Annotated in this window: 17 protein-coding genes and 3 pseudogenes; 14 read left to right on the top strand and 6 right to left on the bottom strand. The window is 39.2% G+C overall.

Annotated elements, in window-relative coordinates:
- Position 1 precedes the first annotated feature (1 nt).
- The 10 genes from murD (at position 2) to lpxC (ending at position 12012) form a co-directional block, all read left to right on the top strand.
- Complete coding sequence (gene murD, locus JEU79_RS23155) at positions 2 to 1441, top strand: UDP-N-acetylmuramoyl-L-alanine--D-glutamate ligase (protein ID WP_198266304.1); 1440 nt, start codon at positions 2 to 4, stop codon at positions 1439 to 1441.
- Positions 1431 to 2837 (top strand): putative lipid II flippase FtsW, encoded by a 1407-nt coding sequence (gene ftsW, locus JEU79_RS23160; protein WP_246540689.1) that lies wholly within the window; start codon positions 1431 to 1433, stop codon positions 2835 to 2837. The genes murD and ftsW overlap by 11 nt, the downstream gene beginning before the upstream one ends.
- 31 nt (positions 2838 to 2868) lie before the next feature.
- Positions 2869 to 3987 carry an undecaprenyldiphospho-muramoylpentapeptide beta-N-acetylglucosaminyltransferase gene (gene murG / locus JEU79_RS23165; RefSeq protein WP_198266305.1) on the top strand — a complete coding sequence of 373 codons (1119 nt, stop codon included), beginning with the start codon at positions 2869 to 2871 and terminating at the stop codon, positions 3985 to 3987.
- Positions 3987 to 5426: a UDP-N-acetylmuramate--L-alanine ligase gene (gene murC / locus JEU79_RS23170; protein WP_246540690.1), complete on the top strand. Its 1440-nt coding sequence runs from the start codon at positions 3987 to 3989 to the stop codon at positions 5424 to 5426. Before murG ends, murC begins: the two co-directional genes overlap by 1 nt.
- Before the next feature lie 22 nt (positions 5427 to 5448).
- Positions 5449 to 6417: a UDP-N-acetylmuramate dehydrogenase gene (gene murB / locus JEU79_RS23175; RefSeq protein WP_198266306.1), complete on the top strand. Its 969-nt coding sequence runs from the start codon at positions 5449 to 5451 to the stop codon at positions 6415 to 6417.
- Positions 6407 to 7396: a D-alanine--D-alanine ligase gene (locus tag JEU79_RS23180; RefSeq protein ID WP_198266307.1), complete on the top strand. Its 990-nt coding sequence runs from the start codon at positions 6407 to 6409 to the stop codon at positions 7394 to 7396. The genes murB and JEU79_RS23180 overlap by 11 nt, the downstream gene beginning before the upstream one ends.
- Positions 7397 to 7405: 9 nt before the next feature.
- Entirely contained in the window at positions 7406 to 8230 is an 825-nt protein-coding gene (locus tag JEU79_RS23185; protein WP_198266308.1) for a cell division protein FtsQ/DivIB, read from the top strand.
- 82 nt (positions 8231 to 8312) lie between these two features.
- Complete coding sequence (gene ftsA / locus JEU79_RS23190; RefSeq protein WP_198266309.1) at positions 8313 to 9548, top strand: cell division protein FtsA; 1236 nt, start codon at positions 8313 to 8315, stop codon at positions 9546 to 9548.
- Positions 9549 to 9692: 144 nt separating this feature from the next.
- Complete coding sequence (gene ftsZ, locus JEU79_RS23195) at positions 9693 to 10865, top strand: cell division protein FtsZ (RefSeq protein ID WP_198266310.1); 1173 nt, start codon at positions 9693 to 9695, stop codon at positions 10863 to 10865.
- 235 nt (positions 10866 to 11100) lie between these two features.
- The gene (gene lpxC, locus JEU79_RS23200) at positions 11101 to 12012 is read left to right on the top strand and encodes a UDP-3-O-acyl-N-acetylglucosamine deacetylase (protein ID WP_198266311.1); all 912 of its coding nucleotides are present in this window, start codon (positions 11101 to 11103) and stop codon (positions 12010 to 12012) included.
- A 20-nt stretch (positions 12013 to 12032) separates the two neighbouring features.
- On the opposite strand, the gene JEU79_RS23205 is transcribed toward lpxC, so the two are convergent.
- Positions 12033 to 12476, bottom strand: a complete 444-nt coding sequence (locus JEU79_RS23205) for a DciA family protein (protein WP_198266312.1) — start codon at positions 12474 to 12476, stop codon at positions 12033 to 12035.
- A 97-nt stretch (positions 12477 to 12573) separates the two neighbouring features.
- Here JEU79_RS23205 and JEU79_RS27855 point away from each other — a divergent pair, with 97 nt between their 5' ends.
- From JEU79_RS27855 to JEU79_RS23215, 3 genes are all read left to right on the top strand, one after another.
- Positions 12574 to 13587 (top strand): M23 family metallopeptidase, encoded by a 1014-nt coding sequence (locus JEU79_RS27855; RefSeq protein ID WP_281401106.1) that lies wholly within the window; start codon positions 12574 to 12576, stop codon positions 13585 to 13587.
- A 488-nt stretch (positions 13588 to 14075) separates the two neighbouring features.
- Entirely contained in the window at positions 14076 to 14396 is a 321-nt protein-coding gene (locus JEU79_RS27160; RefSeq protein ID WP_198263033.1) for a transposase, read from the top strand.
- Positions 14374 to 15237 (top strand): IS3 family transposase, encoded by an 864-nt coding sequence (locus JEU79_RS23215; RefSeq protein WP_246540691.1) that lies wholly within the window; start codon positions 14374 to 14376, stop codon positions 15235 to 15237. Before JEU79_RS27160 ends, JEU79_RS23215 begins: the two co-directional genes overlap by 23 nt.
- A 459-nt stretch (positions 15238 to 15696) precedes the next feature.
- On the opposite strand, the gene JEU79_RS23220 is transcribed toward JEU79_RS23215, so the two are convergent.
- The 5 genes and pseudogenes from JEU79_RS23220 to JEU79_RS23240 form a co-directional block, all read right to left on the bottom strand.
- A complete protein-coding gene (locus tag JEU79_RS23220) occupies positions 15697 to 16509 on the bottom strand; it encodes a tetratricopeptide repeat protein (protein ID WP_198266313.1) in 813 nt (270 codons plus the stop codon).
- A gap of 398 nt (positions 16510 to 16907) precedes the next feature.
- A pseudogene (locus JEU79_RS23225) lies at positions 16908 to 18067 on the bottom strand (IS3 family transposase).
- Between the two features lie 165 nt (positions 18068 to 18232).
- Positions 18233 to 18874, bottom strand: a pseudogene (locus tag JEU79_RS23230) (IS3 family transposase); the annotation flags it as partial.
- Between the two features lie 5 nt (positions 18875 to 18879).
- Positions 18880 to 20391, bottom strand: coding sequence for a sulfotransferase (locus JEU79_RS23235; protein WP_198266314.1), 1512 nt, complete (start codon positions 20389 to 20391; stop codon positions 18880 to 18882).
- Positions 20392 to 20528: 137 nt separating this feature from the next.
- Entirely contained in the window at positions 20529 to 20777 is a 249-nt protein-coding gene (locus JEU79_RS23240; RefSeq protein WP_198266315.1) for a PEP-CTERM sorting domain-containing protein, read from the bottom strand.
- Between the two features lie 90 nt (positions 20778 to 20867).
- On the opposite strand from JEU79_RS23240, the pseudogene JEU79_RS23245 reads away from it, so the two are divergent.
- Positions 20868 to 22028 (top strand): annotated as a pseudogene (locus tag JEU79_RS23245) (IS3 family transposase).
- The last annotated feature ends 227 nt before the right edge of the window (positions 22029 to 22255 follow it).

Here is a 22255-nt window from a genome sequence, read left to right on the forward strand (position 1 = left end):
AATGAACAATATTGCACATGACAAACAAATCGATTTTAGCTCAGCCACATTAATTGTGGGTATGGGTAGCACGGGTTTGTCGTGTGCGCGTTATTTACAAGCAAGAAGTTGTCCCTTTGCTTTTGCTGATAGTCGTAATACACCACCATCATTGGCTGAGGTAAAGAAACAGTTTACACCATTAGAGATTTTAACGGGTGATTTTGAATTTGCAACATTTGCACAATATAAACAAATTATTGTGAGTCCAGGTGTTTCAATTCGCAGTAAATTGTTTGTGTCGCTGGCAGAAAAAGGCTGCAATATCATGGGTGATATTGAAGTGTTTGCCCAAGTGGTTAAAAAGCCCGTCATTGCGATCACCGGTTCCAATGGTAAGAGTACGGTAACAACACTGGTAGAAAAAATAGCGCAGGATTGTGGCATCAAAACTATTGCCGGAGGCAATTTAGGCATCCCTGTTTTGGATTTATTGTCATCAGATAGCGACTTATATATTTTAGAATTATCCAGCTTTCAATTGGAAACAACTGATAGCTTAGAGACAGTTTCAGCTACGGTGCTCAATGTCAGTGAAGATCATATGGATCGTTATAAGAGTCTGGATGATTATCGACAGGTTAAAGAAAGTATTTATCATAATACCCAGAATGCCATTGTTAATAGTGATGAAAAAATTACCTGCCAGCGAGTCATTAGGGCATTAGATGAGAAGCAGGAAAATTATGCAATTATTACTTTTGGTGAACAAGCACTCAGTGATTATACGGGGATAAAAACAAGCTATTTTTTACAAGCAGATAGAACATTAATGAATGCTGGTAATGAAATTATGTCCGCGACCGAGATTAAAATAAAAGGTACCTATAACTATTTAAATATTTTAGCGGCATTGGCACTACTTGAGCCTTTGGCTCTGGATCAAGTACAGCAAGTTAAGGCAATTAAAACTTATAAGGGCTTGGCTCATCGCTGCGAATGGATTGCCAGTGTAAATGACGTTGAGTTTTATAATGATTCAAAAGGGACAAACACCGGCTCAACGATTGCTGCCATTAATGCTTTTTCATTGGCTACTGAAAATAATCATAGCCAAAAGACAGTGATTCTAATTGCGGGTGGTGAGGGTAAAGACGCTGATTTTACCGGCTTAGGTATCAGCATAGAAGAAAAAATAAAAGCCACTGTTTTAATGGGTGTTGATGCAGAGCTTATAAAAATATCAGCTCTGAATGCCGGTGCAAAAAATGATTCAATTTATGCAGTAGAGACAATGTCAGAGGCAGTATCAACCGCTGTGAAATTAGCCGATAGCGGTGATGTGGTTTTGTTTTCTCCAGCCTGTGCCAGTTTTGATATGTATAAAAATTATATGCAACGTGGAGATGATTTTAAAGAAAAAGTACTGGCTTTGAAAAAGGAGTTAAGAAATGCCAGTTAAAATTACTGTTAATAATGGCAGACGGGATCATTCCAATGATCCTTCTTTGACTGATATGTTTCAGCAAAGCGCCGAAAAACGTAATCAACAATCTGTAAAAATATCTGTAAAAAAAACGGTAAAAGAACCATTAAAAAAAGCAGTAAAAAAGAAAAGTAGTAAAAAAGTAGCGGTTACGATAAGTCAGCATATAGAGAATCAAAAATGGTTATTAGATCCCTGGGTATTATTAATCAGCATTACTATTATTTCTTTGGGAATTATTATGGTGGGCTCGGCATCAATTTCAATTGCTGAACGCAATAATGGTGAACCTTTTTATTATTTATATCGACAATTAATTGCAGCAGGATTAGGGCTAGGAATTGGTACGGCAGTTCTTTTTACACCAATGAAATTCTGGCAGAGTATTGGTCCGATTATTTTATTAATAGGACTGATGTTATTAATTGCAGTACTCATTCCTGGCATAGGCCGGGAAATTAATGGTAGTTCAAGATGGATACCCATGGGGGTATTTAATCTTCAAGTCTCAGAATTGATTAAGCTGGCTATGGTGATTTATCTGGCGGGTTATATGGTTAGACATAATGAAAACGTGAGGAAAACCATTAAAGGTTTTTTTATGCCCATGATGGTACTCGCAGGCGTCGCTGTATTACTCTTGTTAGAACCTGACTTGGGGGTGACGGTGGTTATTTCTGCAACGGCATTAGGGATGTTATTTTTAGGCGGTGTTAGATTGTGGCAATTTATCATTTTAATTTTACTATTGGCATTTTGCTTTTATTGGTTAATTGTTTTAGAACCTTATCGTATGGAGCGATTACAGTCCTTTATGAATCCATGGGCAGATCCATTTGATAGTGGTTTTCAGTTAACTCAGTCCTTAATTGCCTTTGGACGGGGAGAACTAACCGGTGTGGGTTTGGGTAATAGTATACAAAAATTATTTTATTTGCCCGAAGGTCATACAGATTTTTTATTTGCAGTATTAGCTGAAGAATTAGGCGCTGTGGGAGCTATATCAGTAATTGCCTTATTTAGTGCATTGGTGAGCCGCATTTTTGTCTTAGCAAGGAAGGCTGATTTAGCGAAGCAAACTTTTTCTGCCTATGTCATGTTTGGCTTGGCAATATGGATTGGCTTACAAGCCTTTGTCAATATTGCCGTAAACATGGGGGTTTTGCCAACCAAGGGTTTGACCCTGCCGATGATGAGTTATGGCGGCAGTAGTATGATGATTATGTGTGTGGTGATTGCTTTGGTTTTACGAGCAGAGCATGAGACTCGTTTTAAATATCCCCTAGGGAGTTTTATTTGGGATAAGAAAAATTGGCAACATGCGAGAACACTACACGTTAAATCGCAGCTAAAATCGAGAATGGCTTTTTAATATGACACAGACTCATGACACTAAAAGTAGAATGACAAGTATCTTGATAATGGCCGGTGGTACGGGGGGGCATATATTTCCTGCACTGGCAACGGCTGAAATTTTAAGACAAAGAGATGTGCATGTTGAATGGTTGGGAACAAGAAAGGGTATGGAAGCAAAGCTAGTGCCTGCTCATGATTTTGCCATCAATTTTATCGACATTAGTGGCTTACGCGGCAAGGGTATTAAAACGATTTTATTACTGCCATTTAAATTATTAAGGGCAATGTATCAAACCATGCAGGTTTATAAAAAAGTGCAACCCGATGTGGTATTGGGCATGGGAGGCTTTGTTACTGGTCCCGGTGGAATTGTAGGATGGTTAACAGGAAGACCCTTGGTTTTGCATGAGCAAAATGCTATTGCTGGAATGACCAATAAAATTTTATTGCGCTTTGCAAAAAGTGTCTTAGCGGCATTTCCAGGGGCATTTGGTGATAAGGCAAATGCAGTAAGAGTTATTGGCAATCCAGTAAGAAAAGAAATTACGGCATTGGCTACACCTGAAGTGCGTTTTGAAAATAAATCGTCGAATAAAGCAGGAATGAATATTTTAATAGTCGGCGGTAGCTTAGGGGCGACTGCTTTAAATGAAAAAATACCTGAGGCGCTGATAAAAATTCAGAACGAAGGCTTATTAGAACAAAGTGCGTTTGATTCAATCTATGTTAGACATCAATGTGGTGAAAAAAATGTCTCTGAAACAGAGAAAAATTATACAGAATTATCAAGCGATACAATAACTGTTGAGGTGATGCCATTTATTGATGATATGGCAAAAAACTATGCCTGGGCAGATTTAATTATTTGTCGCTCAGGCGCTTTAACGGTGAGTGAAATTGCGGCAGCTGGTGTGGCCTCACTGTTAGTGCCTTATCCGTATGCAGTGGATGATCACCAAACTGCCAATGCGGCTTATCTTGCCGATCAGGGTGCAGCATTTTTGGTGCAACAAGATAACTTAGCAATAGAAACATTAGTTGATATTTTAATGACCTTAGATAAGAAAAAATTATTAAGTATGGCGATAAAAGCACGTGAACTTTCCATTGATAATGCCGCTGAAGTTGTGGCTGATGAATGTATGCGCTTAGCAGGACAAGCATAATGACTTTGAGTACAGAAAATACTGAACTGTCCATGGGACGAATCAAACATATTTATTTCATCGGTATCGGTGGTGCAGGTATGAGTGGAATTGCTGAAGTCTTATTAAATATGGGCTATCAAGTATCAGGCTCTGATTTACAGCGCAGCAAGGTAACCGAACGTCTGGAAAAAGCAGGGGCAACCATTTATCAAGGCCATAATGCCGAGCAGGTTGATGATGCGCATGTAGTCGTGACTTCAACGGCGGTGAATGCAGAAAATCCTGAAGTCTTACGTGCCAAAGCATTAAGAGTGCCCATCATTCCACGTGCTGAAATGCTGGCGGAATTGATGCGTTTTAAGTATGGCATTGCCATTGCCGGAACGCATGGTAAAACCACAACAACCAGTTTGGTTGCCAGTGTCCTGGCTGAAGGCGGTATGGATCCTACCTTTGTGATCGGTGGCAAACTGAATAGTGCCGGTACTAACGCTAAATTAGGGGCGAGCAAGTATTTAGTGGCAGAAGCTGATGAAAGTGATGCCTCGTTTTTACACCTACAGCCTATGATTTCGGTTGTGACCAATATAGAAGCCGATCACATGGCTACTTATGGCGGTGATTTTGAAAAATTAAAAGCGACGTTTAATGAGTTTTTACACCAATTGCCTTTTTATGGTCTTGCAGTTTTATGTATTGATGATGAAGTTGTGGCTGAATTGGTGGATGACATCAGTAAGCCGGTTAGAACCTATGGCTTAAATAATGACAATGCTGATGTTCAGGCTTTTGATATTAGACAAACATTAAATAAAACGGCATTTAAAGTGTCATGTAAAAATGCTCAGGGTGAGCATAGTGACTGGATTGAAATAACTTTGAATATGCCAGGCTTACATAATGTGCAAAATGCCCTAGCTTCAATTGTTATTGCTATTGAGTTAGGCGTTGAAAAAGATAAAATTATTCAGGCATTGGGAAAATTTGAAGGTATTGGACGACGTTTTCAAATGTATGGTGAACTTGATATTGCCGGTCGTCAGGTACAGTTAATTGATGATTATGGCCACCATCCCACGGAAGTGGAAGCGACAATTAATGCGATACGCAGTGGTTGGCCTGAGAAGCGTTTAGTCGTGCTATTTCAACCTCATCGTTATAGCCGAACCCGGGATTTATTTGAAGATTTTGTTTATGCCCTGAGCCAGGTTGATCAACTCTTGTTATTAGAAGTTTATTCAGCAGGTGAAGACGTGGTTGCTGGTGCGGATTCAAGAGCCTTGAGTCGCTCAATAAGAAATCGGGGCAAGGTTGATCCTATTTTTATTGAACAACATGAACAAATTAATGAAGTGCTGGAAGAAATGATCCAAGAGGGCGATATATTATTAACGTTGGGAGCAGGTAATGTAGGGGCTATAGGTAGTGCAATTTTTGAAAAATTTAAAAGTCATTAGCAGTAGTCTTTGATATAAAGAAATGATAAAAACAGCCCTACAAACTTTATTAACTCAAGCAGTAGAAGATGACAAACTGCACGGTTCTTTAAAATGTAATGAGGTATTATCACGCTATACAACATGGCGTATTGGTGGCGAGGCAGAATGTTTTTATCAGCCTGAAAGTGAAGCTGATTTACAAATGATATTTAAATTGTTGCCTCAGGCAACACCTATTGTTTGGATTGGCTTAGGTAGCAATTTATTGGTACGTGATGGTGGTGTTAAAGGACTCATTATTTATACCAATGGGGTATTAAATAGTTTACAGATTGATTGTGACAATGATGATAGCCAAAGCTGCTTTATTACCGCTCAGGCGGGAGTCGCCTGTGCAATATTTGCTAGAAAATCAGCACATAAAAACATTAATGGTGCAGAGTTTTTATCCGGAATTCCCGGAACGATTGGTGGGGCATTGGCGATGAATGCGGGGGCTTTTGGTGGTGAAACATGGCGGCATGTAGAAACAGTGAAAATGATTAATCAGGTAGGTGAAATTATCTGTCGGACAGTTGATGAATTTGATGTCTCATATCGTGCTGTCGATCAACGTGGACGCAATGAATGGTTTATCAGTGCAAATTTTAAATTTCCGCAGGATGAACAAGGCTTATTAGCAAGTAAAGAAAAAATTAAACAGTTGTTAAAAAAACGCGCTGAGACTCAGCCAACTAAGCAGGCTAATGCGGGTTCTGTGTTTAAGAATCCAGAGGGTGATTTTGCCGCACGATTAATTGAATCTTGTGAGCTCAAAGGGTTTTCAATTAATGATGCTCAGGTATCGCCTAAGCATGCTAACTTTATTATTAATAAAGCCAAGGCAAGAGCCATTGATGTGGAAACATTAATAGTAAAAATACAAGAGACAGTTTTTGCTAAACACCAAATTAAATTGCAAACAGAAGTCAAAGTGATTGGAGAAAAGAAGGCCGAATATGAACGCTAGTGCTAATGACAATCAGCAGACAGAGGTATTAGCAAAGTTGGGACGTGTTGCTGTTCTTATGGGCGGTGATTCAGCCGAGCGAGGCGTATCTTTGAAAAGTGGTGCGGCGGCTTTGGCGGCATTACAACGTAAAGGCATTGATGCTTTTGCTTTGGATTTACGCTTTAAACAAGAAGAGGCAAGTATTTGTCAGCAATTGAATGCTAATCCATTTGATACAGCATTTATTGCCTTGCATGGCCGTGGTGGTGAAGATGGTGTGATTCAGGGCGTTTTGGAAGCATTAAATATTCCCTATAGTGGTTGTGGTGTAGCCGCTTCTGCAATAGGCATGGATAAATTACGGACTAAATTAGTTTGGGCGGGTGCAGGTTTATCGACCCCGGCATTTGAACTAATAAAGTCTGAAGTAATTGCTGAACAAGTGACAGATGATTTATTAGCTGGGATTGAACAATCATTAAGTTTTCCAATGATGGTAAAGCCTGCTCATGAAGGTTCTAGTATTGGTATGAACAAGGCTGATGATAAAACATCATTGCGTGATGCGCTTAATACGGCGGCACAATATGATAGTGAAATTTTAGTGGAGCAATGGATTACAGGTAAAGAATATACGGGTGCTGTTTTACAGGGGCAAGCCTTAGCTTTAATACGCCTGGAAACACCCCGTGAGTTCTATGATTATCAGGCTAAATATGTGTCAGACGATACCACTTATCTTTGCCCCTGTGGTTTGGATGAACAACTGGAAAAGCAATATCAGGCATTAGTTATTGATGCTTTTGAATGTGTAGGCGCACAAGGCTGGGGACGTGTTGATTTTATGTGTGATGAACAGGACAAAGCCTGGCTGATAGAAATTAATACGGTACCGGGGTTGACTGATCATAGTTTGGTGCCGATGGCGGCAAAAAATAATGGCATTGAGTTTGATGATTTAATTGTAAAAATATTATTAACTGCTCACTCAATATAATAGACAAGCATGACAGATAAGAGTGAGCAGAAAAAACAGGTTCAGAAAAAGAAGGTGCAATGGAAAAACTTATTAGCTCGCTTATTGTTAATAATCGTATTGAGTAGTTTAGTGATAGTAGCTAGTGTTTTTGTTAATTGGTTAGTCAAGCCGGGAAACTTTCCATTTAAAAAAGTGGAACTGGTTAATCAATTAGCGAATCAAGAGAGTAGAGAGTTGCAGGAAGTTGCGGCAAAGGTATTGAATGGCGGTTTTTTTAGTTTGAATGTCGATTATTTTCGACAGGATTTATTAGCTAAACTGCCCTGGGTTAAAATGGTTTCAGTGAGAAAAGTTTGGCCAGATAAATTGTTAATTGAAATTACAGAATATAGGCCGGTGGTACGTTGGCAGTCAGTTGATAAAACGTTGCATCTTCTGAGTCAGGAGGGCGTGATTTTTTCACCCCGATTGACCATGAATCAGAAAGAAAAATTTGCTCGTTTAGCTTTGTTTTCAGGCCCTGAAAGCAGTGCTGAGACGGTTTTACAACAATGTTTTACAATGAATAACAATTTGAAAAAAATTGCCTTGACGATAAAAAAATGTGGCATGAACAAACGTAGAGCATGGTTTCTTGAGTTGACCTCAACGGAGGTGAATCTGCTTGATGATATTGACATTCAATTAGGCAAGGAGAATGTCATGCAACAATTAGAGCGTTTTGTGCAGGTTTTTTCTGGCAAGTTAAAACGCTATCTAAGCTCAATTGAACGAGTTGATTTACGTTATGCTAATGGATTTAGTGTTAAGTGGAATGAAGTAAGCAAACGTAACGAAAGTAAAATTAAGTAGCAACATAAGTAACATAAGTGCAATATAAATATAACAATAAATCTCTTATAAACAGAGCAGGGAATAGGATTAAAAAAGGCATATGACTAAGCGAAATGATAAACGTCTCATCGTTGGTCTGGATATCGGCACATCCAAGATCTCTGCTATTGTTGCAGAAGTAGGTCCTGAAGGTGATGTTGAAATTATTGGTATGGGCAAGCATGCTGCGCGTGGTATGAAAAAAGGTGTGGTCATCAATATAGAGTCCACAGTACAGTCTATTAAGCGTGCAATAGAAGAAGCAGAGCTTATGGCGGGCTGTGAAATTCATTCTGTTTTTGTGGGTGTTGCGGGTAGCCATATTAGTAGTCTGAATTCTCATGGCATGGTGGCGATTAGAGACAAAGAAGTCTCCAGTGAAGATTTAGAGCGAGTGATGGATGCGGCAAAGGCGGTGGCGATTTCAACGGATCAACGCATTTTGCATGTATTACCACAGCAGTTTTTAATTGACGATCAGGAAGGAATTCGTGAACCGGTTGGCATGTCGGGTGTACGTTTAGAAGTTGATGTTCATATGGTGACGGGTGCTGAAAGTGCCGTACAAAATATTGTTAAATGTATTTATCGTTGTGACCTAGAAGTTGATGATATTATTTTGGAGCAGTTAGCATCGAGTTGTGCTGTGTTAACCGATGATGAAAAAGAATTGGGTGTTTGCCTAGTTGATATCGGTGGTGGTACGACTGATGTAGCGATATTAATTAATGGTGCTATTCGTCACACACGGGTATTTCCAGTGGCAGGCGATCAAGTGACCAACGATATTGCTGTTGCCTTGAGAACACCGACAAAATATGCAGAAGAAATAAAAATTAAATATGCCTGTGCCTTACGACAATTGACCAATCCGGAAGAAACAATTGAAGTGCCCAGTGTGGGTGATCGTGCACCTAGACGTTTAGCACGTCAGGTCTTGGCAGAAGTTGTTGAACCTCGTTATGAGGAATTGTTTACGCTGATTAAAAATGAGTTGCAACGTAGTGGCTTGGAAGAGTTTTGTGCCTCTGGTGTGGTATTAACCGGTGGTAGTTCGAAAATGGAAGGTGCGGTTGAATTGGCAGAAGAGGTTTTTCATATGCCAGTACGAATCGGTATTCCATTGGAAGTGGAAGGCCTGACAGAAATGGTTAAGGATCCCCGTTTTGCAACGGGGGTGGGTTTAATTATATTCGGTAAGCAAAATCAGGAAATGAGTGGTTTTGAATTTTCTGAAGCTAAAGGCTTAGGCAGTATTTTTGCCAGAATGAAGAAGTGGTTTCAAGGTAATTTTTAGTAAATATTGTAGTAAGTGTTGTTGTTAAATTTGTAGTTAGGTTTTAAATAGACGCGTTAGGGATCCAAAATATGGATGATTATTTTGGATGATATATTTTTTTAATGATTTGTCTTCATTGGCTATGAAGAAGGAGTAAGTGGAATGTTTGAATTAATGGATACATCAAGTGATCGAGCTGTAATTAAGGTGATGGGTGTTGGCGGCGGTGGCGGTAATGCTGTTGAACACATGGCGAATAGCAACCTGGATGGTGTCGATTTTATTTGTGCAAATACGGATGCACAGGCTCTGGCTAATTCATCAGCCCGTACTGTATTGCAGATCGGCAACGAAATGACTAAGGGATTGGGCGCAGGTGCAAATCCAAGTGTTGGACGTGAAGCGGCAATTGAAGATCGTGAACGTATTATGGAAGCGATTGCTGGTACGGATATGCTATTTATCACTGCGGGCATGGGTGGTGGAACAGGTACTGGTGCGGCACCGATTGTTGCGGAACTGGCTAAAGAAATGGGTATTTTAACCGTTGCGGTGGTGACCAAGCCTTTTCCATGGGAAGGTCCTCGTCGTATGAAGCAGGCAGAAGATGGGATTACTGAATTAAGAGAATATGTTGACTCCTTAATTACGATTCCCAATGAAAAATTACAGGCGGTTTTAGGTAAGGGGACGACTTTATTGGATGCTTTTAAAGAAGCTAATAATGTTTTGTTAAATGCGGTTCAGGGTATTGCTGAACTGATTACCCGCCCTGGTTTAATCAATGTGGATTTTGCTGATGTGCGTACCGTCATGTCAGAAATGGGTATGGCCATGATGGGAACCGGTAGTGCGACCGGTGAAGATCGTGCTACTGATGCGGCAGAACGTGCGATTTCCAGTCCTTTGTTAGAAGATGTCGATTTATCCGGCGCCAAGGGTATTTTGGTCAATGTGACCGCCGGCATGGATATGTCAATTGGTGAGTTTGAAGATGTGGGTAATTCCATCAAATCCTTTGCCGCTGATAATGCAACCGTGGTTGTGGGTACAGTAATTGATCCAGAAATGAATGGTGAAATGCGTGTGACTGTTGTTGCAACAGGCATTGGCATGAGCGCAGCAGCGGCACAGCCAGAAAAAGCGGAAATCAAGCTAGTGAAGCCAGAGCGTGAACGAGTTCAGGCGGTGCCTACGATTGATCATACTTCAATTGTTGAAGAAGAAAGAATGCTAACAAAAAAAGTATCGGGTGACGAATATACCGCTACCAGTGAAACGGAAGATCTGAAATACCTTGATATTCCTGCTTTTCTACGTCGTCAAAACGACTGAGAAAGTATAGACCTAAAAGCCAAGTGTCACGGGTATAAGTGGTGTGCAATGGTTACAAACTAGGCAGTAAATAAGGAGTGTTTAATTTTGCTGCTATGATGCCAGGGAATGCATCAAGCTGTTGATGAATGGATAGATTCTGTTCAAAAGCCGCTGGGTTGGGAGTTAGGATTTTTGTAGTCAATATGGTACACTTTGATGTTGATAGCTTTATCATCCATTAGGAATACCGTAAATGATAAAACAACTTACGTTGAAAAATAGCATTAAAGCGACAGGTGTTGGCCTGCACTCTGGCGAAAAAGTGTATTTGACGCTGAGACCAGCCCCTGTAAACACTGGCATAATCTTTCGTCGCATTGATTTGGAGACTCCAGTGGAGATTCCAGCAAGAGCAAAAAATGTTGGAGATACCACATTATCGACGACTTTAGTGAAAGATGGCGTCAGAATATCTACCGTTGAACATTTGTTGTCGGCGATGGCTGGTATGGGAATTGATAATGCCTATATCGATTTAAGTGCGCCAGAAGTACCTATCATGGATGGTAGTGCGGGACCTTTTGTGTTTTTACTGCAATCAGCCGGAATTGTTGAGCAGCCTGCAGCCAAACGTTTTATTCGCATTAAGCGTAATGTTATGGTCGAAGAAGGTGATAAATGGGTACGTTTTGAGCCTTATGAAGGCTTTAAAGTGTCCTTTAATATTGATTTTGAACACCCTGTTATTCAAGGTCGTTCGCAAAGTGCTGAGATTGATTTTTCTTCCACTTCCTTTGTACGTGAAGTCAGTCGCGCTAGAACCTTTGGTTTTATGAATCAAATTGAACAACTAAGAGCCAATAATCTGGCCTTGGGTGGTAGTTTAAACAATGCTATCGTGATGGATGAGTATCGAATTCTTAATGAAGACGGTCTGCGCTATGAAGATGAATTTGTAAAGCACAAAATCCTTGATGCAATCGGTGATTTATACTTGTTAGGCAGTAGCTTGATCGGTGCTTTTAGCGGTCATAAAGCAGGTCATGCCTTGAATAACAAAATTTTACGTAAACTGCTGGCTGATGAAACAGCATGGGAAGAAGTAACCTTTGAAGATGAGGAGTTAGCACCCATTTCTTATATGAAGTCTATGGCTAGTGCATAAAACGGCAATTGCATAAAATATTATTGATTGGTTTTTGAGACATGTTGAGCCAAACGCATTAATGATGCCTTTAGATCGTTGTCGCTGATGTGTTGTGCGCTACCTTGAATAATTGTTGCTGCATTTTGTGAGTACTTTGGCAAATTTGTTGCTTTTTTTGTGTCAGTCTTAGCTGATGCTACTTTGATGATGATTTTTTGTAACTGGCTGAATTGAGCATCAGCGGTGAGAGCACGCTTTAAGGTCGGTGTATAAAAACGTAGTTTGCTGGCCCAAGCCGCACTGATTGCACCAACAACCAAACAAACCTGGTGATTTTTTTTTGTGAAGCCAAGGACTGATAGTTTATTGCTAAATTCATCTGGCAGGTAAGTCAGTAAGCGCTTGGAAAGATAGTCAAGATAACGACTATGTTGCATGAGGCGCTCGATGCTGGCAGAGGGTTGTTGAAATATTTTTTTCATTAAGTTAGATAAATAAGTAAGGTAAGAGTTTAACGGATTATATCATGGAATGAATCCTGAATAACCAGTCATGTTAAAAGGCTAAATTAAGGCTTATATGAATATAATTTTTGTTAGAAAAAGAAGCGGTGCCACGATTGACATTGACATGTCCCGTTCTTTTATTGTTGTCACTTTTCTCCTGCTTCTCAGTATTCCTGTCGTGAGTTATTATTTGGGTGTAATTTCCAATGATCACGTCCCTTCAATTGCCGATCTCGATAAACCAGAAAATGTAGAGCCTATTCGAGCCAAGCTGAATCAAATCATTGGCAGTCTATATAAAGAAGAACTAGCACGTCAACAAGAAGAACTGGATTCTCTAAAGCAGCATAATCAAGAAAATATCAACGCATTGACCAATAGCCTGGCGCGTTTACAGGCGCATATTATTCGCTTGGATGCTTTGGGTAAGCGTTTAACCGAAGTGGCTGAGTTGGATGAAAATGCTTTTAACTTTGATTTTGAACCCTCTATGGGGGGACCTATAGATTCAGATGTAAATAAAAAACGTCTTATAGAATCAGTCTCTGCTGCAAATCAAATGGAAAACATTAAATACAGTGAGTTTGTCAAAAGAATGGCGCAGGTTACACAGGATATTGATAATCGCACTAAGCAATTGTCCATATTAGAAAGTCTATTGATTGCAGAGCATTTTAGCATGGTGTCAACACCCACTGGTAAGCCTGCTGAAAAAGGCTGGGTTTCCTCCTTTTTTGGCAAGCGTAAAGATCCGTTTACCGGTAAGAAAAGGATGCATAAGGGGGTTGATGTTGCAGGTAAATCAGGTTCGTATGTGTTGGCCACTGCTGATGGCATTGTGACCCGGGCTGAAAGTCAAAGCGGTTACGGCAAGCTGATTGAGATTGACCACGGTTACAAATTAAGTACCCGTTATGGCCATAATAAAACTGTAGCAGTCAAAGTCGGAGATGTGGTGAAACAAGGCCAGATCATTGCAACTATGGGATCGACAGGCCGTTCAACGGGGCCTCATGTGCATTACGAAGTACTGCGCAATGGTCGCCAGGTTAATCCACAAAAATTCATTAACACTGTACGAAAATAATATTTTTTTAAACTCTTCAGGAAAGTGCCTTGTTGCATTTTAGGTATCTGTGGTTTATTTTATTTCGCTTATATTATAGCTATAAGTCATGCCAATAGGGTTTTTACTGCGATTTAGCCAGGTCATGCAATAGCTATTGTTTTGTTGAGGTTTAAAAGAGTCATTTAGACTGAGCAAATCTTCTGGAAATTTAGGGTAGAAAACTTGTTCTTTTTTATGATAGTGAATGTGGAATTCTACTATCTGAGTTGCTTTAAATTTGTAATGTAAAATTTCACTTTCTGTCAATTTTAGGCAAATTTCATGCATGAGATTGGGGCTCAGGAGTACATTTTTATTCTTTATAGGTGACGTACTAGCAAAGTCCGGTAGGTGATCAATTGTATTTTTATTCTGTGTCTGAGAATGAGAGTTTGAAGTTATAATGTGGCTATACTTAACCGGACACACAACTTAAAATAACTAAAAGATAAAAAGTGTGACCTAAAATGAATGATCAAACAAAAAAACCGAATAAAAGCTATACATCAGAATTTAAAGAATCAGCTGTCAAATTAGCTAATGAGACGGATCAACCCGTTTCTCAGACTGCCAGGGAGCTAGGTGTTAATGTAAATACTCTACATACCTGGATCAGTAAATATTCCAAACCGGTGAAGACGGTAGCCAATAGAAGTGATGAACACATTTATGATGAAGTAAAACGTCTGAAAAAAGAATTGGCAAAAGTGATTCAGGAGCGTGATTTATTAAAAAGGCCACAGCGTACTTTGCAAGGGAAACTTTGTGAAGTACGCATGGATAACTGATCAGGCTAAAGATTACCCGGTAACGATTCTGTGCCGTTTTATGGATGTTTCCCGTAGTTGCTATTATGATTGGGTTAGCTCTCCTAAAACGGATAGAGAGAAAGAAAATGAAGCGCTTACTGAGCAGCTAAAAAACTGTTTGAAGACAGTCGCAAGACTTATGGAACCCGTCGTCTTAAAAAGAAAACTGGCTGAAAAAGGCGTTCATATAAGCCGCCGGAGAATTGGTCGATTAATGAAAAAAGCCGGTTTGTTTTGTAAAACGAAGAGACGCTTTAAAGCGACGACTAATTCCAAGCATAATAAGCGTATATCTCCAAATTTACTGGAAAGAGAGTTTGCTGTCTCTCAACCTGATCGCTACTATGTGGGTGATATTACCTATATTGCCACCAAGGAAGGCTGGTTATATTTAGCGGTTGTCATTGACTTATTCTCTAGGCAAATTGTTGGCTGGTCGATGGATGAGCGAATGAAAGCCAAGCTAGTCAATGATGCTTTACTGATGGCCATATGGAAGCGTAAACCAATGGATGGATTGCTTTGGCATACTGACCGAGGTAGCCAATATGCCTCTGATAGTCATAGAAAAATATTGTCGGATCATAACATAATTCAGTCTATGAGCCGCAAAGGAAATTGCTGGGACAATGCTGTATCAGAGAGCTTCTTTCATAGTTTGAAAACTGAATTGACGCACCATTGTCGATTCAAAACCAGAGTAGAAGCAAAGCAGGCAATATTTGAATATATTGAGGTATTTTATAATCGGGAGCGACTTCATTCGGCTAATGATTATTTGTCACCAGTCGATTATGAAATACAGCAGGAAATAGCTTAAATCGATTGATTGAAGAGGGGTAAAGGCGACATAAATGCCGCCCATTACCGTTGACGGCCATCGGCTCCTCAGCCTGTGCCGTGAAGATATTGTAACAGGATCATTACCGTTGTGAAAATACCTTGGGTGAATGGAACGGCTCTATCGTTCCAGAGGGCAAAGCCCTTTCTCTTCATCTGTTTAAAGTTAACATGAGAAACTAAAATGATAGGAAATACAAAATGACAAAAATCACTTGAAACAGCCAAAAAAATATTTAGAAAACTGTCCGGAAAAGTGTTGACACATCATTAAAATTAATACAAAGAAAAATGCATAGGTTTTTATTGTTATATGTAAATAATTCATTTCGATAATCCAACGTGAAATTGTCCCCAGATTGATATGATATACATGACTATTAGGGGACAGGGCTCTATAAATATTGAGAAATCAACTTTTTCTCTTTTTCACTGATGCCTAGTTTAACGGCTCGTTTAAAGGCTTGTTTAGCTTTGCCATTTTGTTTGTTTTTAGGTAGGCTTGTCCTGCAAGCAAAAAGATGTTTGCTGACTCTTTAGGCTCGGTCACAATATAATTATCAGTGATAGACTTTATTGCCTTTTCTAATACTAGCGTTGCTTGAGGGAAGTTACCGCTACGTAGTAAGACATTTCCATAAGCACCTAAGATTGAAGGTTCAGTTATGCCTCGGTCGAACATAATTTTTCCAATAGATAAAGCTTCTTTATAGCCATTTTTATCGAGGGCCAAATTACTTAATAAATTATGTAAGGCAGCATAATGTGAAGGGTCTTTTACTAATATAAGTCGATAATTCTTATTTGCTTCCTTTAATTTCCCCTGTTCTTGCAATGTTGCGGCCAATTCAAACTTAAGTGTAATGCTGTTGGGATTTAATTTTACACCTTCGCGGAGCGTTTGTTCCGCTTTTTTGAGTGAATCAAGGTTGAAATAAAAGTTGGCCAATGTAATCCATACCTGATCTTGTGAGGGATTGTTATCAACCGCCTGTTTAAAATACTTTTCACTTTGACGAGGATCGTTTGTCTTGGCAATGCGACTTGCCAATTGATAAGGTGGAATGAACTCCGGTTTCTCTTTTATTAAACGCTCTAAAATCGTTAAGGCCTCTTTTTTATCACCATTTAAAACATGGACTTCCGCTGTTAGATAGGGGAGTCCCAACATGTCTGGATTCTTTGAATGATAGTCTTTTAAGAGTGCAATCGCTTTTTTATATTGCTTATTGCTACTATAAATGGCAACCATGTTCTTAATCAAAGAAAATAAAGAGCCGCCTTTTGCTGATTTTGCTAATTCTTGTAAGGTTTTAACTGCCTGTTCGTTCTTTTTATTCAGGGCATAGGTTTGGGCTAATTCATAGCTAATAATCTTGTCTTGTGATGGATAACTTTTAAGTAAGGCAAGTAGTTTGATGTGTCAACACTTTTCCGGACAGTTTTCTAAATATTTTTTGGCTGTTTCAAGTGATTTTTGTCATTTTGTATTTCCTATCATTTTAGTTTCTCATGTTAACTTTAAACAGATGAAGAGAAAGGGCTTTGCCCTCTGGAACGATAGAGCCGTTCCATTCACCCAAGGTATTTTCACAACGGTAATGATCCTGTGATGTTATGTCGCCTTTTACCCCTCTTCAATCAATCGATTTAAGCTATTTCCTGCTGTATTTCATAATCGACTGGTGACAAATAATCATTAGCCGAATGAAGTCGCTCCCGATTATAAAATACCTCAATATATTCAAATATTGCCTGCTTTGCTTCTACTCTGGTTTTGAATCGACAATGGTGCGTCAATTCAGTTTTCAAACTATGAAAGAAGCTCTCTGATACAGCATTGTCCCAGCAATTTCCTTTGCGGCTCATAGACTGAATTATGTTATGATCCGACAATATTTTTCTATGACTATCAGAGGCATATTGGCTACCTCGGTCAGTATGCCAAAGCAATCCATCCATTGGTTTACGCTTCCATATGGCCATCAGTAAAGCATCATTGACTAGCTTGGCTTTCATTCGCTCATCCATCGACCAGCCAACAATTTGCCTAGAGAATAAGTCAATGACAACCGCTAAATATAACCAGCCTTCCTTGGTGGCAATATAGGTAATATCACCCACATAGTAGCGATCAGGTTGAGAGACAGTAAACTCTCTTTCCAGTAAATTTGGAGATATACGCTTATTATGCTTGGAATTAGTCGTCGCTTTAAAGCGTCTCTTCGTTTTACAAAACAAACCGGCTTTTTTCATTAATCGACCAATTCTCCGGCGGCTTATATGAACGCCTTTTTCAGCCAGTTTTCTTTTAAGACGACGGGTTCCATAAGTCTTGCGACTGTCTTCAAACAGTTTTTTAGCTGCTCAGTAAGCGCTTCATTTTCTTTCTCTCTATCCGTTTTAGGAGAGCTAACCCAATCATAATAGCAACTACGGAAACATCCATAAAACGGCACAGAATCGTTACCGGGTAATCTTTAGCCTGATCAGTTATCCATGCGTACTTCACAAAGTTTCCCTTGCAAAGTACGCTGTGGCCTTTTTAATAAATCACGCTCCTGAATCACTTTTGCCAATTCTTTTTTCAGACGTTTTACTTCATCATAAATGTGTTCATCACTTCTATTGGCTACCGTCTTCACCGGTTTGGAATATTTACTGATCCAGGTATGTAGAGTATTTACATTAACACCTAGCTCCCTGGCAGTCTGAGAAACGGGTTGATCCGTCTCATTAGCTAATTTGACAGCTGATTCTTTAAATTCTGATGTATAGCTTTTATTCGGTTTTTTTGTTTGATCATTCATTTTAGGTCACACTTTTTATCTTTTAGTTATTTTAAGTTGTGTGTCCGGTTAAGTATAGCCACATTACTGTTACAATATCTTCACGGCACAGGCTGAGGAGCCGATGGCCGTCAACGGTAATGGGCGGCATTTATGTCGCCTTTTACCCCTCTTCAATCAATCGATTTAAGCTATTTCCTGCTGTATTTCATAATCGACTGGTGACAAATAATCATTAGCCGAATGAAGTCGCTCCCGATTATAAAATACCTCAATATATTCAAATATTGCCTGCTTTGCTTCTACTCTGGTTTTGAATCGACAATGGTGCGTCAATTCAGTTTTCAAACTATGAAAGAAGCTCTCTGATACAGCATTGTCCCAGCAATTTCCTTTGCGGCTCATAGACTGAATTATGTTATGATCCGACAATATTTTTCTATGACTATCAGAGGCATATTGGCTACCTCGGTCAGTATGCCAAAGCAATCCATCCATTGGTTTACGCTTCCATATGGCCATCAGTAAAGCATCATTGACTAGCTTGGCTTTCATTCGCTCATCCATCGACCAGCCAACAATTTGCCTAGAGAATAAGTCAATGACAACCGCTAAATATAACCAGCCTTCCTTGGTGGCAATATAGGTAATATCACCCACATAGTAGCGATCAGGTTGAGAGACAGTAAACTCTCTTTCCAGTAAATTTGGAGATATACGCTTATTATGCTTGGAATTAGTCGTCGCTTTAAAGCGTCTCTTCGTTTTACAAAACAAACCGGCTTTTTTCATTAATCGACCAATTCTCCGGCGGCTTATATGAACGCCTCACATTAATTTTCTTCCATTTCAATAATATATTCTAATATAGTATTTAAGTCATAAGACCAGTTAAAGCGTTGTGAAAAAATTTCGCTAAAACATGAAATGGCAATATCTAAAGGATGTCGTATCACTCGAATAAATAAAGCATTTGGGTCAAGGAGATGGATAAGAGGGATGCGTAATTGGTTAAACAGTTGTTTGTCAATAACATATTTATAATCGGATTGGACTAGTTGATTGCTTGTAAATGATAATAAAGACTGTCGTTTTGCTTCAAGAAATTTCTCCAGACGCTGGTTTTTTTTGCTTTCTTGTTTTCCTGATCTTTTAAGTAATGCAGGGTTAAAATCATTTTCAATTGACTGTATTGAGTCGGATTCACCTAAAGATGCAACTTCAGGATATGAGGATAATACTTTTTCTAAGAGTGTTGTGCCACTACGGAAAAAGCCAATGATAAAAATAGCTTGATAGCTTTTTCGGGACGTTGTTTTTGGATTGAAAATGAGATTAGTTTTAGTTTGTTCTGCTATCGTTTGATTGAGTTGAAGTGAATCGTTTAAATCATTATAAGGAAAATATTTTTGAAGATTGAGTAAACAGGTTTTAGCTTTAGAGAAAGCAGAAAAAGCGTTGTCAAAGTTACTCTTTAGTTCCTGGATGCGTCCAAGCTCATTCCATGCTTGAACTTGTAGCCGTTCGGGATAATTTTCTATGTTAAGCGACTCTGATAATTGCAGTGCCTTTGTTGTTTCTCCTGAACGGCGGTAATATTTAACTAATGTGGTTGTTGCATCTAAGTTATCAGGTTCAAGCTTTAATGTTTTTTCAGCAAAATGATGAGCCTGCTCTAAATCATTCATTTGTTCGAATAACCGTGCTATTTCTGCTAAGCCTTTGGGATCAGTCGACATGATTTGAATATATTGCTGTAGATATTCCAATGCTTTGGGGTAATTGAATTGTTGATAAAGTACATGGGCATAATTAAAAAGTGCGTTAGTGTGCTTGGGTGATATGGAGAGTGTTTTTTGGTAAAATCTTTCTGCCTGTAAAAAGTTAAATTGTTCATAGTAAATGTTGGCTAGTATAAACGCGGGCTCTGCAAAATTTGTTTTGAGTGAAAGAGATTTTTTTAGCTGTACTATGGCTTCATCCGGTTTTTTTGTTTCTAAGAGTAATAGACCATAGTGATAAAGCGCAGCCGCATCTTTTAGGCCATTTTTTAGCGCTTTATTAAAAAATTTGAGCGATGTATTTTTTTTGTTTTGCTGTTTAAGACATAGAGCATAAAGGTAGCAAGCGATCGCATTTGATGGCATGAATGTGACAGCTTTTAAGCAATAGGGCTCTGCTAAAGCATAATCTTTTGCTTCCAAGGCTTGTGCGCCTAGGGATAATGATTCCGCTATGTTTTCTGTATATGTATTTGGTGTCGAATTTTCTTTACCACAGCAATATTTAAATTTTTTTCCACTCCCACAAGTGCAAGCTGCATTGCGGCTAATAGGTTTATTCAAAACAATACCCAATCATCTTTTTTTAGACTATATCGCATGAAAATCAGCTTCTAAAACGACAACATAAAATAGGGGCTATAGATTATCTATAGCCCCTATTGTTGTTCTAAATCAAATAGAAACCAATTAATTGACTTCTACTTTACACTTTTCTTGGCGTATCTTAAACCAATCAAGCCTAAAAGCATCATTGCTAAAGGTGCAGGCTCAGGAATTCCTTGAGGTGGTGTTTGTTGTGCCAGCACGTTAATGGTGATACGACCAACATCAGTCAAGCCACCGGGTACATCAGTTGCACGGATATTGGCAACATAGCTGCCTGGTGCAAAACCAGTTGTATCCCAAGTGAATAATTGAGTGGTTGGATCAAATGTCACATCACCCAAACTAGCGCCTGTACCTAAGAAGGATAATGTGGCTATACTTAACCGGACACACAACTTAAAATAACTAAAAGATAAAAAGTGTGACCTAAAATGAATGATCAAACAAAAAAACCGAATAAAAGCTATACATCAGAATTTAAAGAATCAGCTGTCAAATTAGCTAATGAGACGGATCAACCCGTTTCTCAGACTGCCAGGGAGCTAGGTGTTAATGTAAATACTCTACATACCTGGATCAGTAAATATTCCAAACCGGTGAAGACGGTAGCCAATAGAAGTGATGAACACATTTATGATGAAGTAAAACGTCTGAAAAAAGAATTGGCAAAAGTGATTCAGGAGCGTGATTTATTAAAAAGGCCACAGCGTACTTTGCAAGGGAAACTTTGTGAAGTACGCATGGATAACTGATCAGGCTAAAGATTACCCGGTAACGATTCTGTGCCGTTTTATGGATGTTTCCCGTAGTTGCTATTATGATTGGGTTAGCTCTCCTAAAACGGATAGAGAGAAAGAAAATGAAGCGCTTACTGAGCAGCTAAAAAACTGTTTGAAGACAGTCGCAAGACTTATGGAACCCGTCGTCTTAAAAGAAAACTGGCTGAAAAAGGCGTTCATATAAGCCGCCGGAGAATTGGTCGATTAATGAAAAAAGCCGGTTTGTTTTGTAAAACGAAGAGACGCTTTAAAGCGACGACTAATTCCAAGCATAATAAGCGTATATCTCCAAATTTACTGGAAAGAGAGTTTACTGTCTCTCAACCTGATCGCTACTATGTGGGTGATATTACCTATATTGCCACCAAGGAAGGCTGGTTATATTTAGCGGTTGTCATTGACTTATTCTCTAGGCAAATTGTTGGCTGGTCGATGGATGAGCGAATGAAAGCCAAGCTAGTCAATGATGCTTTACTGATGGCCATATGGAAGCGTAAACCAATGGATGGATTGCTTTGGCATACTGACCGAGGTAGCCAATATGCCTCTGATAGTCATAGAAAAATATTGTCGGATCATAACATAATTCAGTCTATGAGCCGCAAAGGAAATTGCTGGGACAATGCTGTATCAGAGAGCTTCTTTCATAGTTTGAAAACTGAATTGACGCACCATTGTCGATTCAAAACCAGAGTAGAAGCAAAGCAGGCAATATTTGAATATATTGAGGTATTTTATAATCGGGAGCGACTTCATTCGGCTAATGATTATTTGTCACCAGTCGATTATGAAATACAGCAGGAAATAGCTTAAATCGATTGATTGAAGAGGGGTAAAAGGCGACATAAATGCCGCCCATATTACCGTTGACGGCCATCGACTCCTCAGCCTGTGCCGTGAAGATATTGTAACAGGATCATTACCGTTGTGAAAATACCTTGGGTGAATGGAACGGCTCTATCGTTCCAGAGGGCAAAGCCCTTTCTCTTCATCTGTTTAAAGTTAACATGAGAAACTAAAATGATAGGAAATACAAAATG

This window comes from sulfur-oxidizing endosymbiont of Gigantopelta aegis, assembly GCF_016097415.1.
Classification (GTDB): domain Bacteria; phylum Pseudomonadota; class Gammaproteobacteria; order GRL18; family GRL18; genus GRL18.